Below are 14,428 nucleotides of genomic sequence, written 5' to 3'. Positions count from 1 at the left end.
AACAATACTTTTATAATGCCTTAGACGTTTTGTTGTCTAGATTATTACATCATTATTACGTTGTTATTACATTGATCATTGGTGATACTTTTATGAGCAGAAAGATCGACTACCGTGAACTTGGCTTAAAATGCGGACTTGAAATTCATCAGCAACTTGACTCTAAGGAAAAAATGTTCTGTAAATGCCCCACTACGATCCGCAACACGGATGAGTCGAACTTTGAGTTCTTCCGTTATTTGAGACCGACTGCAAGCGAGATGGGTGAGACGGACAAAGCAGCACTTGAGCAGACAAAGGTCAACAGGAAATACATTTACAAGGCCTACGATACCACATGCCTTATTGAAAATGATGAGGAACCACCAAGGGAACTGAACAAGGAAGTGCTTGATATTGCCCTGTCCATCTCAAAACTTATGCACATGGTGCCAGTGGAACAGCTCCACATGATGAGGAAGATCGTCGTAGATGGCTCGAACACCTCCGGATTCCAGAGGACAGCATTCCTGGCAAGTGGAGGATCCCTGGATACTTCTGAAGGCACAGTAGGAATTGACGTGCTCTGTGTGGAAGAGGAAGCCGCACAGAAGATAGAAGATGCTGGTGACTCCATAATCTATTCCCTTGACAGGCTTGGAATCCCCCTTGTAGAGATTGCCACCACCCCGGACATAATCTCCCCTTCACACGCAAGAGAAACCGCAGCTAATATCGGCATGCTGCTCCGTTCCACAGGAAAGGTCAAGAGAGGAATTGGGACCATAAGACAGGATGTTAACATTTCAATTGCAGAAGGAGCAAGGGTGGAGATAAAAGGTGTACAGGCACTCGACCTCATCGAGACCATCGTGGAAAGGGAAGTTGAAAGACAGGTCAACCTTCTCGAGATTCGCAGGTCCCTCAATGAGAGAAATGCCAGTGTTCATGATGAGATATTCGATGTGACCGAACTCTTCAAAGACACGGAATCGAAGGTCATCAAGAAGACGATAAAGAAAGGAAAGGTATTTGCTGTTCTATTGCCTGGTTTTGCCGGACATGTGGGAATGGAAGTACAGCCAGGAAGACGCCTTGGCACTGAATTCTCCGACCGTGCAAAAACATCCGGTGTTGGCGGCATATTCCATACCGATGAACTGCCAAACTACGGCATTACTGAAGAAGAGGTCACAGCACTGCGCGAATTCGTTGGTGCCGGCGAAAATGATGCAGTTATAATGGTGGCAGATAAAGAAAAGCGTGCCAGGGGTGCAATGGAAAGCGTACTTATCCGCGCCGCTGAAGCACTTGAATTTATTCCCGAAGAGACCCGAAAGGGGTTACCTGACGGGAACAGCGCTTATATGAGACCCCTTCCGGGTGCTTCAAGAATGTATCCCGAGACCGATGTACCACAGGTGGAGATAAGCCGCGAATATTTCGAATCGATCCCTGTACCGGAACTGCTTACCGAGAGAGCTAAACGTTTCAGCAAGGAATATGGACTTAATGGAGAGCTTGCGGAAAAGATCGCATATTCACAGGACCTGCCGCTGTTCGAAGAGCTTATCGCCAAATTCAGCGGGGACAAGATAATTACGGCCACGCTCATCGTTCGCACGATCACAGGCACGGTCTCCGAGCTTAAACGTGATGGTGTTGATGTCGAGAAGATCACAGATGAACACTTTAAGCAGATGTTCGAGGTCATAGCTTCAGGAGAGGTCGCTAAAGAGGCAATCGAGAAGATCCTACGCCATGTTGCTCAAAGGCCGAATTCCGTTGTAAAGGATTCACTGGAAGAACTTGGACTGACAGGGTCTGATACCGCCGAGATCGAAGCGTTCATTGAAAAGCTTGTGGAAGAAAGACAGGATTTCATTAACGAAAAGGGCGCTGGAGCAGTTGGACCACTCATGGGACTCGTAATGGGAGAGTTCCGCGGAAAAGTGGATGGTAAAGTTCTCAGCGAACTTTTGAGACAAAAGATTAATGAGTTCCTCAATGCATAATACTACTTATGGTGACGTGTATGCATAATCAGAGAAATTTGATTATCGGATCAGCAGTGATACTTTTTGTGGCATTATTGTCACTTCCTCTTGCAGGAGCGGTCACCGTAACGGATCATTACCAGCTTACCGAAGGTATCAATCAGGTAGCCCCTGCATGGAGTCCTGATGGCGATAGGATAGTATATTCTTCAGACCAGACCATCTGGACAATGAATACTGATGGCACGGATAAGAAAGAGATATATGATAGTATCGTATGGGATGGGGAACCCGCTTACAGTACCGATGGCAAGCGTATTTATTTTGCATCGGAGCATGTCAAGCCATACTCCCCTAGATTCATCGGCATCCATGTAATAGACATTGACGGACTGAAACGCACACAGATCACTAAAAATGCTGATATGAGAGCACCAGCTGTGAGTCCTGATGGTAAACAGCTCGCTTATCTATCAAAACTTTCCGGTAACTACGATATCTGGGTAATGGACATCGATGGAAGCAATCAAACGCAGATAACAGACTCTAATATCGATGAAGATGCACCTGCCTGGGCTCCTGATGGAGAACAGATAGTATATTCACTTGAAGGAAATATCTGGATAATCGACACAGGATCGAAGGTCCCAGCCATTCTGAAAGATAATTACTACAATAGCTACGACCCCGTTTTCAATCCCGAAGGAACTAAGGTGGCTTTTGTTTTAGAAACGAATGGTGCAAAGGATATCTACATGATGAACGCTGATGGAAAAAGAACGAAGCAACTTACTTTTTCAGATCAGGATGAGATAGACCCTGCATGGAGTCCTGATGGGAAAAGTATAGCATATTCCTCAAATAAAGCTGGTGAGTTCAATATATGGAAAATGGAACTTTTAATGACAGAATCAACCATTCCTGACGAACCTGAATATATTGAGGAGGAATACGTAGTAGATAATAAGAATCCCATCATTGACAATCCTATCATTGAAAAACTGGAAGACTTTGGAGAATCATCACCATTAGGACTACTTTTAACAGCTTTTGTTCTGGCTGTTGCACTAGTTATCATGATCACTATGCATTTCATGAAAAGGTTGTGAGGACAACTCATATCATTCATTTTTGTGCCCTCATTGAGGTTTATTAGCATACTATATCATTCTTTTTTAAAATTTTTCAATATCCATTATAATCATGCCAGAAATACAGTATAGATACATCTGGTCTTGGAAACGCAGCTGGATTCAACTTTAATTTTCATATTTATTTATCAGGATAAGCGATAGGTATATACATTTTCTTTATTGGAGCTTACAGAAAACATGGGAAGATCATTGTGTAAAGAAGTACGGAGATAAAGTAAAAGAGATGTAGTTCAAGGCATTGATTCACAACTTTAGCAGATATGCCAAAATTGTGTTTTAATTCATTTGAAAAGACCCACAGGACAAAAACACAAGTACATTTATATACTGACAGTATCTTTACGAAGCTCAGCTAACATTAATAAGATATGTCTAAAGGATGTATCTAATGGAATTAAAGAACATTACCATAGAGCACTTTAAAGGACCAGTTCCGAGTGATCTAAAGAAGGTTTTGTAGCAATTGTAGTACTTCCAATTGTCTTTGTAATGGCTTCTGGCTTGAAAGTGTTGATAGACCTTTATAAGGCCATCATTGGATGTATGCTTGTTTTTCCATTGATAATTCAAAGTATTTTATTTCCACATGAATATTCACAAGTTTTCACCATCCGGACCTACGTTTTTCGTAAAGCTCACCCAATTTATTCATTGGGTCTTCAATTTCGAGAGTTGGTGGAAATTACAGGTACATAGTAATTTTTAAAATGGGATGATTATGGCATTTATAGAAAAATTAAATAAAGATCAAGTAAATTTCAAAAATGAGGTCCTATCCGGACTGACGGTTTCATTGGCCCTGGTGCCTGAAGCTGTAGCTTTCTCAATTATAGCGAATGTCAGTCCATTGGTCGGACTATACTCTGCATTCATCATTGGATTAATAACCGCGATATTCGGTGGCAGACCGGGAATGATCTCGGGTGCCACAGGTGCAATAGCAGTTGTAGTTGTGGCCCTGGTGATACAACATGGAGTTGAGTATCTTTTTGCTGCTGTAGTTCTGATGGGAATTATCCAAATGACCATTGGAGCCTTGAAATTGGGTAAGTTCATTCGGCTTGTACCCCATGCTGTGATGTTCGGATTTGTAAATGGACTGGCCATAGTGATCTTCATGGCACAGCTTGCCCAGTTCAAGTTCAATGACATCAATGGGATAGAGCACTGGTTAGGTGGACAGGCACTTCTGATAATGTTAGGCTTTGTAGGACTGACCATGGCCATCATCTATTTGTTGCCACGTTTCACAAAGGCAGTTCCATCTTCACTGGCTGCGATCATAGTAGTTTCGGCCATTGTGATAATTTTCAAGATCCAAACAAGAACTGTTGGAGATATTGCATCAATTGCAGGCGGTTTCCCGGAGTTCCATTTGCCAATGGTACCACTGAACTTGGAGACGATAAAGATCATTTTCCCATATTCGCTCATAATGGCGTTGGTGGGATTGATCGAAAGTCTATTGACACTGACCGTTATCGATGAGATGACAGAGACCAGAAGCCGAGGAAATAAAGAAAGTGTTGCACAGGGTGCTGCCAATCTCGTTTGCGGTTTCTTTGGAGGTATGGGCGGCTGTGCAATGATAGGACAGAGTCTCATCAACATAAATTCAGGTGCAAGGAACAGGGCATCAGGTATCGTTGCAGCCGTTGGTCTATTACTTATCGTGCTAGTAGGTTCACCTCTTATCGAAAAGATACCAATGGCAGCATTGGTAGGTGTGATGTTCGTGGTTGCTATAGGAACATTTGAATGGGCATCATTAAAGATATTCAGAAAAGTGCCCCTTACAGATTTCCTTGTGATGGTGGTCGTTGCAGGTATAACCGTTATCTACCACAATCTTGCAGCAGCAGTGATCGCAGGTGTCATCATTTCCGCATTGGCCTTTGCCTGGGAACATGCCAAACTTGTGCGTGCAAGAGAGATGGTCGATGATAATGGGATCAAGCATTACGAATTCTTTGGCCCATTGTTCTTTGGTTCAGTTACTGAGTTCCAAACTAAATTCGACGTGATAAATGATCCCGATGAGATAATCATCGATCTCAAAGAATCAAGGGTAGTTGACCATTCTGCCATCGAAGCATTGAACAAGATCACTGAACGCTACGCCAAGGTTGGTAAAACGGTCCATCTGCGACATCTAAGCGAAGATTGCAGAGTACTGTTGGACAATGCATCTGCCATAATCGATGTCAATCACTGGGAAGACCCGCACTATAAGGTGCCTTCCGATATACTGGGATAAGGCGTTGTGGGTGGACTAAGTTTGCCCACAATAGATTAAAGTTAAATTCAAATTCTCTTTCAATAGGATCATGTCAGTTCGATGAGCATGGTCTGATCGAAAGACTCTTTTATCTTATTTTATTGCAGTTGTTCAAATTCTATGATCAGGATAGTTTTTATTAGCCCATTCGAAAATGGATGCTTCTATCAATTTTTTATTTCCTGCATCCATTCGTTGTCCATCTTATAATTGTAATTCAGATTGCGATCTGCATATTTGTCATATCTTCAGGGTTCAAGTGGTTTTTAATCTGTTTTTACATTTCTTATCTTTTTAATTTTAGAGATTTTCTTTCCAATTTTGAACATTACTTCATCGAGGCCGTTTCCTCCAAGTCTGTTTTTAGATAGCTTGCAAGATCATCACTGATACAGATTTTATCCGAAGATGGAAGTATATTTCATGGACTAGCGCATATTCTGGCATGTAAATATAATGTCTGAACGCTGCTCAGAGTAGTGGCAGCAGTATTGAAAAACATTTGTATTTAGACCAAAAATTTAAGTTGGTGTTCTCAAAATAAAGTATAAATACTATACAATATCATAAAGTAGTGTAATATGATCGTGGGGATACACCAGCCAAATTACCTGCCATATTTTGGCTTTTTTGATAAGATAAAAAAATGTGATGTATTCATTATCTATGATGATGCCCAGTTCAACAAGAGCGATTTTCAACACAGGAACCGGATACGCATATATCATGGTTGGAAGTGGCTCACGGTTCCGGTAGAAAAAACCCACATCCCAATTGATCAGATCAAGATAAATAATGATATTAAAATAAGTGGTATGGAATGGAGTGAAGCACATTTCAAAGAGATACACGAAAACTACAAAAATGCCCCTTATTATCACTAGTATAAAAGTGAAATTCAGGAAATATACGAACAACCATTTGATCATCTAATAGAATTGAACATGAAATTAATCGATTTTATTATAAGGTCTTTTGATATTGATACGGAGATCGTTTATTCAAGTGAGTTTGGTTTCAGTTCCAGATCTACAGAAAAGATTGTTGATCTTGTGAGGGAAGTTGGAGGGGATGCTTACCTCTCCGGATCCATGGGCAAGGATTACCTTGACTTTGGACAGTTCGGCGATAACGATATCCAAGTGTTGTTCCAGGAGTTTGAGCATCCTGTCTACCAGCAACAATATGGCGGATTCATACCGAACATGTCTGCAATAGACATACTACTAAACAAAGGTCCGAAAATCGATGAACATGCAAAAGAAACAAATTAAAACAATATTCTTTGGTAATAATCATCTTGTTTTAGATCATCTCATCAAAATAGCAGACTTAGTAAGCATTTTTTGCAGACCACAGGGTACAGACGACGATAATATATTCAAAATAAAAGAACTTGCAAAAGAGCATTCGATATCTGTCTACCAACCAAATAAGAAGGACCTATATAATTATGTTTCATATATAGAAAATTTGGACGTTGATCTTATCGTGGTATGCGGCTACAAATATATCATCCCAGAAGAGATATTTGAAATTCCAAAGTATAAAACGATAAACATCCATCCTTCTTATTTACCTGCATACAGGGGACAGCATGTCATCAATTGGGCAATAGTCAATGGGGAGAAAGAAACAGGTGTGACAATTCACTACATTGATAAGGATATTGATACAGGAAATATAATAGTGCAGAAGAAAGTTCCAATATTATTTGAAGATACTTCACTCACACTTTCTGACAATATATATTCTGAAGCATGTAAATTACTGGGATCTGTAATAGATCGGATTGTTTCTGGAGAAACACTCCATACCAAAAAACAGAATGATACAGAATCTACTTATTTTAAACCTCGGACTCCGGAAGACGGTCGTATTGACTGGAACATTGATGGGGTAGAGATCTATAATTTAATAAGGGCTCTTGTTAGACCCTGGCCAGGTGCATATAGTTATATTAAAGGTAAAAAAATTATCATATGGGATGCTAAATATGAAAAAAAATTGCTCAACTATGAACTTGGTAAGATAATCAATATATGTGATTCGACCCTAATAATATCTGTGAAAGGTGGGCAGTTGATAGTTAATGATTATGCAATTATCGATGAAAATGACAATATTATCCACTTAAGCATTGAAATTGGAAATGAATTAGAATAAAAGGAAGTAATAATAATGAAACCTACAATTCTTGCTATGGGTGCCCATCCTGATGACATGGAACTTGAAGCCGGCGGAACACTTGCCAAATATGCAAAGAAAGGATATAATGTAAATCTTCTTATCCTTACATCTGGCGGTTATACTGATATGAATGGAGTCAGCTATCAAAATGAAGAACTCAGGGAGGAGGCAAGAGAGTGTGCAAAGCTCCTTGGTATTAAAGAGCTTTTTTTCTTTGATCATCCCACCAAAGATCTTCGGGTAAGTGGTGAGGTCATAGGTCAGGTTGATGATCTTGTTGATCAGCTGCACCCTGATATTTTCATATCGCATCACCCATTTGACTCTCACCAGGACCATAAAGCTGCAGCTGAGATCATGTTTGCTGTATCCCGGCAGGGACGGGTCAGGAATGTGCTCAGTGGTTCCACTTTGCCATACCGTCCTAATGTTTTTGCTTTCAGACCTCAATTCTTTGTTGACATCAGCGAAACGATTGAAATTAAGCTGGATGCTATTCGAAGGTACAATTCGCAATATGAAAAGTTTGGAAGTGAAACCCTCACAGAACGTGTGAAGGCAATGGCAAAGACTCATGGCTGGGCTGTGAATTGTGATTACGCTGAATGCTTTGAGATCATACGAATGGATGACAGTCTATGGGTATAAGAGATTACATACTGATCACACCGTGCAAGGATGAAGAAGAAAGTCTTCCATAGCTTGCAGAATCTGTGATCGGTCAGGAAGTAAAACCTGTTTTCTGGCTTATTGTAGATGATGGAAGTACAGATCGGACTCCTGATATATTGCAGGAACTCGTTTCAAAGCATAATTGGATAAAGACCATAAGATTAAGTGAAGAAAAAAGAGACCTGGGAGTACATTTTGCTCATGTGTGTAGAATAGGTTTCAGTCATGCGATCGATCACTGTTTGGATAATAACATAGAATACGGCTATATTGGTCAGCTTGATGCAGATGTTATCCCTGAAAAGAATTATTTTGCATCGTTGATATCCGAGTTTGAAAGCAACAAGCTTCTTGGCATATGTAGTGGCCATATCGGAAATATTGTGAATGGTGATATAGTCTGGAGTAATATAGTAGAGGATCTGCCTTCAGGAGGGGCGCGTCTTTGGAGAAAAGAGTGCTTTGAAGATACGGAAGGATATCTTCTAACGTGTAGCCCTGACAGTGTATCAAATGTGAAAGCCAAATTAAAAGGATGGGATAGGAGACAGTTCTCGTATGTAAGTGCTGTATCAAGCAGACCATACGCAAGTGCAGGGGGACAATGGAGGGGGTACAAAATATTTGGTGCTAACAATTATTTTATAGGCTACAGTCCACTACATGGTTTCTTAAAAGGAATAACACTTCTATACAGCAAGAATGGCTATCACAAATCCGGCATAGGTATAGCTTATATATTGGGATATTTCTCAAAATATTTCAAAAGAGAACCTCGGATCGATGATAAAGAAGTTCTCGATTATTATCAGAATAAGAGGTTGAAGGAGATATTATGTTCAAAGGTATTCTGTAGAAGAACAAAGTGACACTTTTTGTACTACTCTGATTATTTCAGCGGATTGTTACATCAAACACTGAAACTGTTTTCTCCCCATAGTGAAAAGATCGAGACAAATACTATTGATTCGAGTGGATTTACGAGTGTCATTGTGGTTACTATTATGCTTGGATAACAGAAAGAAAGAAGATCAAAGGTAAATACCGTAGAAAAATGATATGGGAATTTGATGAGGAACTCTATCATAATAGAGATCTGGTAGAAACGAGGTTCTCTGTCCTGAAAAAAATATGGTGAAGAAGTTAGAGCAAAAAGTACTGGAATCAAATAAAAGAGATCAAATTCAAGTTATTAGTGCATAACCTTGACAGTATGTCAGAGTTATATTTATTGTTCAAATGAGAATTTCTACAGAGCCCTTTTTCTTATACTATCAACATTATTATTCAGAAGTTTCATATCAAGCAGTTCGAACTCTTAAGAAAAGTACATTTATAGTTTCAGGAACTTTCATCCCACCATGAGTGCAGGTAATACCAGAGCAAATATTAAAGTTGGAGCAAATGTAGGCATCGTCTTAAAGAACGATCAACGGTCCGGCAAAATAACTCAAGGCATTGTAAAGAGAATTCTGACCAAGTCGTCCACTCACCCTCACGGAATAAAGGTTCAACTGGAAGATGGTCAGGTTGGAAGGGTAAAAGAGATCAAAAACTAAAAAGAAGACCAAAAAATTGGTCAGATCGATAAGTTACATCAGTAACTTAGATCAGCATCTTCCCTCTTTGCCAGTCATTGATGATCTTGATTGCGATCCTCATTTCGTCCACTTCCCCACCCTTTTTAAGGCAATTACCCTTTAGACCGATGAGCCCTAAGACCTTTTCAGGATCATTATCCTTTATCTCTATATTATAGAACTCTTCAAGTACAGACTTATTATTATCACAGATGTGTGCAACGATCTTCATGGCCACTCCTATGGGATCATTCAGGTGAGTAGCATCTTTAACTCCAAGAAGACCCTGTCTGTACTCATCATTGTCACCAAAGGGTATGACACCAGGCGTATCAATGAAAACTATTCGGGAACCTGCCTTTACGATCTGTACTCCCTTTGTGTGTCCGGATATTGAAGACGTACCAGCTTTGTTCTTTCCGGCTACACCATTAATGACCGAGGATTTACCGGTGTTCGGATAACCAAGAGAACCGATCATAATATTGCGCCCCTGAATGTCGGCGATCTCAAGGATCTTATGCCTCAACATGGTCGTTCCATACCTTTCCTTACTGGAAACAAAGACCGTTGGTGCTACCTTTGATAAACGGGATTTAGCTTTCTGAAGAGTTTCCTTTGATACAAGATCACATTTGCTGAGAACTATTATCAGTGGCTTACCTGAACGCTTAACATCACGCTCAACCTCAGTGTTTCTAGTCTCATCCGGAAAACGAGCATCTACGACCTCAAGAAGGATATCGGCCTGCTTTATGACATCCTTTACCATCAACTTGTAACTTGCCATTACCTGTCTTACAACATTAGGCTATAAGGATGTGTTGAGAGGTTAGTCATATTTTCAGGTATTCTGGAGTAATGAATAAAAGATATGACCTCACACCATAACGCTTGATCACACTTCATTCAGTACCCCCTCGCTTGACCTCACTTTATAAAAGACAAGCTCAATCCTTTTTTGTCGGCCGAATATAACATCAATTCATCCCACCTCTTTTGCAGCTCACACAGATGCTCAAAGGGATCAATGTCGGGAATTGCATCAGTGATCACAAGCTCTATGTTCCTGAGAGCTTCTTCGCTTCCCACAGTATCCCCTTTTTCCAGATATTCTTCAGACAGCAACCTGCAGGACTTCCCGATCTTTTCTTCAAGATCATCACCAAGGAAACTTCCGGGATAACAGCTCAGATCATCCACAGCCAGTATACTCATCCCCTCGGTTTCTTTCTGGCTCATGAGCTTTGCCCGCTCATAGACAAACCTGTAAATATCCTCCCTTACCCTTTTCCACGTTGGATGGGATTTGGCAGGAGGCAGGTGCTTGATGGCTAGTTCGTTATCAAGGAGGAAGGAATGCCCGAACATTCTTGCATTTATGAGATAATCGATGTCCTCACCCCGTGGCACCATCGGATCGAAAGGAACTTTCATGAACAGATCCCGGTGAATTACCATATTCCCCCCAAAGACGAAAGGTGTATCCTTGAGCCTTGGGGATCTGCCTATAACCTCGTCAAAGGCTTCGTTCATGCAGATGTTCTTATCCCAGTATTTGGTCCAGGGATTTTCAGGAACCCCAACATGATAATCCCCGTCAGGCTGGAGATAGTAACCAGCAACAGCATTGATGAAGCTGCCCTCATGGTATTTTCCTATGAATTCCTTTGCCTTGGATATGAATTGCGGGTCTTCGAAAACCTCATCGTCATCGATAAGAAGTGCAACATCTGAGTCCATTATGTGTGGAACAAAAAGACACATGTTCCTTATGTTGGAATATCCCGTGAGTGAAAGCAGATCACAGTATTCCCCCATGCCATCCTTTTTCAATTCCTCATGTAACTTTTCCAGATGTGATGGTCCGAACATATGAACCTTGACATCAGCATTCGAAGAGGAACTGATGATATCCCTTACCTTCTGCTCGACCTGCTCCACGATCTCCATATTATTTGGAGCCGCCAGCACCACCAGTTCAAAATCCGTATCTTCAAGTATAGCCAGACTCTCGATAGCCCTCCCAAGCGTACCCTCAGAGTCCAAAGGCGTGGCATGATCATATACAGCATCCCCTTCAAGCCAGCCTACGCTACATTCCCTTCCCCAGTAACTGGGAATGACCATTGTTAGTTTCAAAATTATTTATCCCCCGATATTAATTTGTTTGAATACTAATAATATTTACGCTAAATTATAAGGTGATAAAATATAATTGCTTTTGTTTCTTGGTTAGTTTTATGTTTATTCTTAAATCTGACAAAATTGAATGAAATGGTAAAGTTAAGAGAAATAAGTACATTTATTCATTTACTTTATTTTTAAATAGTATTGGAACGTGTCGAAATAAGATGAGTCTGTTTGATGATATAGGAATAATAATTTTATCGGAGCCATTAGTCACATTTATAATGGGATTATTAGTCTCACTTTTACCTACTTATTTCGGATACCGCCTTTCAAATAAACACTGGCTGCTGCAAATGAATCATAAAAATTACAGTATTGAAAGAGGGTTTGATTTTGAAATTGCAGCACTTGGAGAACTTATTGAACCATTGTTAGACAAGTTTGAAAAAAATGGAACGTTAGGAAATGTTTACATGTTGAATGACATTGCTAAAGAAACGAATCCTGGTTTGAGTAAAGTTAAATCAGTATATGATAAAGATGGTTTATTTTTTTATTTTCGCAAAGAGATATATAATTTTGATGATGATTTAGTACGAAATTTTATTAAATTCTACGGAAATATACTTCAAGCAGATAAATATTACCAAATAATTTTAAATTCAAAGAATAAGGTTGAAATATTGAAGGTGCAGGATGATTTCATTCATCAATTGAAAGAAGCATTTACTCTAATTCCTAATTTACGTTCATCATTGAAAGTTTATACTAAAGAATAAACTCTTTTATGGCTACTAATTTTAACCTTCCTTCTAAAAATATCAAATATTAGAGATTTACAATTGTGCATTAAATGTAAATAATAGGGAACAGGTCTATTGATACAATCTAAAAGATATTGATGTATTTTTTACAATGGAGGAAATATTTTTGGAAAGAAAATCGGTTAGATCCTCAAATGTAAAATCAATAGGATATGATGAAGATGCTTGTATATTGGAAGTAGAGTTCAACAAAGGTTCTATTTATCACTACCATGGGGTTCCTCTTAAGCTTTATAATCGGCTAATGAATGATTCTTCAAAAGGAAGATTTATGAAAAACAAGATAAGATATAAGTACAAAAACAGTTGCATCAAAAAATAATTGAATCGTGAAGGGTACTTAATTTTTACATTCCTAATGTAGAACTGCTAAACTTAATAGTGGTGCTATTACTCGCGTTTATCTGCATTTATAGTTTATTTTTAACCGGAAGTCGTTTAAATTTAACATTTTCTCTTTTTGTCAAACTTGAAATTAGGAAAAAGAATTCTACAGATCTATTACTTAATATGTTCAGTTCGAGAATCATAATTAACTTAGCTATGTTTATTCGATCAAAAATAGGCTATGTAGAGTTCCAGATCATTGACTGAACCCTACTTTTAATTGTTCGATGCGGTTTTGTCTCACTTATTCCGTTGTGTCCTTACTCAATACACGTCCTGTCGCCTTTTCTTTCCTGCTTCTTGTCTCCGTTGCCATCTCTATATCCATGTCCAAGTCTAAGGGAGTTGTCATTGATACCATCACCATCTTCGTCTATGAAGTTATCACATACAACGTCACCATCTATGAAATTGTCACATACACCATCGGCATCTGCGTCTATGAAAGAGTTCATGCCTGCTCCCCTTTCCTGGCCTGCAGCCATGGCAGATACTGCTAAAAGACTGACCAACATGAATGCCACAGCAATCACACTAAATGTTTTTATTTTCATTATTTTACCTCTTTTTATATTCCTATTTGCATATTTCAAGGTCCTAGCTTCTCGTTTTTCTGGCGGTACATCCGGCCTGAACCTGCAATTTCCATATTATCAGGGGAAAATATAAACATACTTTATTTCATGAAACTTTTATGTATACTTTCAGGCAAAATAAATCATTTAATACTTTATTTTGAATTATATTGCTTTATCATCCTTTAGATAAATTTTTAAAAGGATTAATATGAATCCTCTTGAGAATAGGGTTTCTACAGAGCCCCAATTTCATCTGTAGGGACATCATACACCATTACAACCTCTGATACAAAGAAAAAAGATTAATGATCCGCGAGAGAATAATAAATGAGAAGAGCGAGAATGTGGAAACATGTCGCCCCCCTTAAAGTCAATTCAAATGAGATTCAATCTAAAGTTGATTCGATCTCGTGGACCCACTCGACCTCAACTCCAGCATTTGAATGATGTTTTTTGACGGCTTCTTTATTTGGTGCATCAACAACGCACCAAACCTTATCATCTTCCTTATTAAAGAAGATCTCATGATGCAATACCCCGAATTCATCCCTCGGCTCATTCTGCATTTTGCGAAGCATCTCTGGTGTCATAGACCCCATTTTATGTTGATCGATATATCTTGTCATTCCATTTCACCCCCCGTTCATGAAAGTGGG

The 14,428-nt window shown here is 39.4% G+C and carries 13 protein-coding genes and 3 pseudogenes; 11 read left to right on the top strand and 5 right to left on the bottom strand.

From position 1 onward, the window contains the following. Nucleotides 1–92 precede the first annotated feature (92 nt). From gatE to AC20MK_RS04620, 3 genes are all read left to right on the top strand, one after another. Nucleotides 93–1,994 (top strand): Glu-tRNA(Gln) amidotransferase subunit GatE, encoded by a 1,902-nt coding sequence (gatE, locus tag AC20MK_RS04630; RefSeq protein ID WP_487356815.1) that lies wholly within the window; start codon nucleotides 93–95, stop codon nucleotides 1,992–1,994. A gap of 68 nt (nucleotides 1,995–2,062) precedes the next feature. Further along, on the top strand, nucleotides 2,063–3,085 hold the full coding sequence (locus AC20MK_RS04625; RefSeq protein WP_487356814.1) for a DUF5050 domain-containing protein: 1,023 nt from the start codon (nucleotides 2,063–2,065) through the stop codon (nucleotides 3,083–3,085). 763 nt (nucleotides 3,086–3,848) lie between these two features. After that, nucleotides 3,849–5,387 carry a SulP family inorganic anion transporter gene (locus AC20MK_RS04620; RefSeq protein WP_487356813.1) on the top strand — a complete coding sequence of 513 codons (1,539 nt, stop codon included), beginning with the start codon at nucleotides 3,849–3,851 and terminating at the stop codon, nucleotides 5,385–5,387. A gap of 272 nt (nucleotides 5,388–5,659) precedes the next feature. Here AC20MK_RS04620 and AC20MK_RS04615 read toward each other — a convergent pair. Further along, nucleotides 5,660–5,773, bottom strand: a pseudogene (locus AC20MK_RS04615) (ISNCY family transposase); the annotation flags it as partial. Nucleotides 5,774–5,989: 216 nt separating this feature from the next. Here AC20MK_RS04615 and AC20MK_RS04610 point away from each other — a divergent pair. The 6 genes and pseudogenes from AC20MK_RS04610 to AC20MK_RS04585 all read left to right on the top strand — a co-directional run bounded on the left by AC20MK_RS04610 (nucleotide 5,990) and on the right by AC20MK_RS04585 (nucleotide 9,829). Beyond that, a pseudogene (locus AC20MK_RS04610) lies at nucleotides 5,990–6,682 on the top strand (WbqC family protein). Further along, nucleotides 6,663–7,574 (top strand): methionyl-tRNA formyltransferase, encoded by a 912-nt coding sequence (locus tag AC20MK_RS04605; protein ID WP_487356812.1) that lies wholly within the window; start codon nucleotides 6,663–6,665, stop codon nucleotides 7,572–7,574. Before AC20MK_RS04610 ends, AC20MK_RS04605 begins: the two are co-directional and overlap by 20 nt. Nucleotides 7,575–7,589: 15 nt before the next feature. Further along, the gene (locus AC20MK_RS04600; protein ID WP_487356811.1) at nucleotides 7,590–8,246 is read left to right on the top strand and encodes a PIG-L deacetylase family protein; all 657 of its coding nucleotides are present in this window, start codon (nucleotides 7,590–7,592) and stop codon (nucleotides 8,244–8,246) included. Nucleotides 8,247–8,311: 65 nt separating this feature from the next. Continuing rightward, nucleotides 8,312–9,139 (top strand): glycosyltransferase family 2 protein, encoded by an 828-nt coding sequence (locus tag AC20MK_RS04595; RefSeq protein WP_487356810.1) that lies wholly within the window; start codon nucleotides 8,312–8,314, stop codon nucleotides 9,137–9,139. 15 nt (nucleotides 9,140–9,154) lie between these two features. Continuing rightward, nucleotides 9,155–9,527 (top strand): annotated as a pseudogene (locus AC20MK_RS04590) (IS5/IS1182 family transposase); the annotation flags it as partial. A gap of 104 nt (nucleotides 9,528–9,631) precedes the next feature. Beyond that, nucleotides 9,632–9,829 (top strand): YwbE family protein, encoded by a 198-nt coding sequence (locus AC20MK_RS04585; protein ID WP_487356809.1) that lies wholly within the window; start codon nucleotides 9,632–9,634, stop codon nucleotides 9,827–9,829. Nucleotides 9,830–9,875: 46 nt separating this feature from the next. On the opposite strand, the gene AC20MK_RS04580 is transcribed toward AC20MK_RS04585, so the two are convergent. Both AC20MK_RS04580 and AC20MK_RS04575 read right to left on the bottom strand, forming a co-directional pair. Beyond that, entirely contained in the window at nucleotides 9,876–10,640 is a 765-nt protein-coding gene (locus AC20MK_RS04580) for a GTPase (protein WP_487356808.1), read from the bottom strand. 140 nt (nucleotides 10,641–10,780) lie between these two features. Continuing rightward, nucleotides 10,781–11,992 carry a glycosyltransferase family 2 protein gene (locus tag AC20MK_RS04575; RefSeq protein ID WP_487356807.1) on the bottom strand — a complete coding sequence of 404 codons (1,212 nt, stop codon included), beginning with the start codon at nucleotides 11,990–11,992 and terminating at the stop codon, nucleotides 10,781–10,783. A gap of 212 nt (nucleotides 11,993–12,204) precedes the next feature. Between AC20MK_RS04575 and AC20MK_RS04570 the strand changes: the two genes are divergently transcribed. Both AC20MK_RS04570 and AC20MK_RS04565 read left to right on the top strand, forming a co-directional pair. After that, nucleotides 12,205–12,762 (top strand): hypothetical protein, encoded by a 558-nt coding sequence (locus AC20MK_RS04570; RefSeq protein WP_487356806.1) that lies wholly within the window; start codon nucleotides 12,205–12,207, stop codon nucleotides 12,760–12,762. 136 nt (nucleotides 12,763–12,898) lie between these two features. Continuing rightward, nucleotides 12,899–13,129: a KTSC domain-containing protein gene (locus AC20MK_RS04565; RefSeq protein WP_487356805.1), complete on the top strand. Its 231-nt coding sequence runs from the start codon at nucleotides 12,899–12,901 to the stop codon at nucleotides 13,127–13,129. A gap of 325 nt (nucleotides 13,130–13,454) precedes the next feature. On the opposite strand, the gene AC20MK_RS04560 is transcribed toward AC20MK_RS04565, so the two are convergent. After that, nucleotides 13,455–13,748, bottom strand: a complete 294-nt coding sequence (locus AC20MK_RS04560; protein ID WP_487356804.1) for a hypothetical protein — start codon at nucleotides 13,746–13,748, stop codon at nucleotides 13,455–13,457. A gap of 410 nt (nucleotides 13,749–14,158) precedes the next feature. Beyond that, nucleotides 14,159–14,398 (bottom strand): nickel-binding protein, encoded by a 240-nt coding sequence (locus AC20MK_RS04555; protein WP_487356803.1) that lies wholly within the window; start codon nucleotides 14,396–14,398, stop codon nucleotides 14,159–14,161. Between the last annotated feature and the right edge of the window lie 30 nt (nucleotides 14,399–14,428).

This window comes from Methanococcoides sp. DA23 (genome assembly GCF_057593895.1).
Note: the sequence above shows the minus strand (reverse complement) of the source record. Positions and strands in the feature narration are given on the sequence as shown.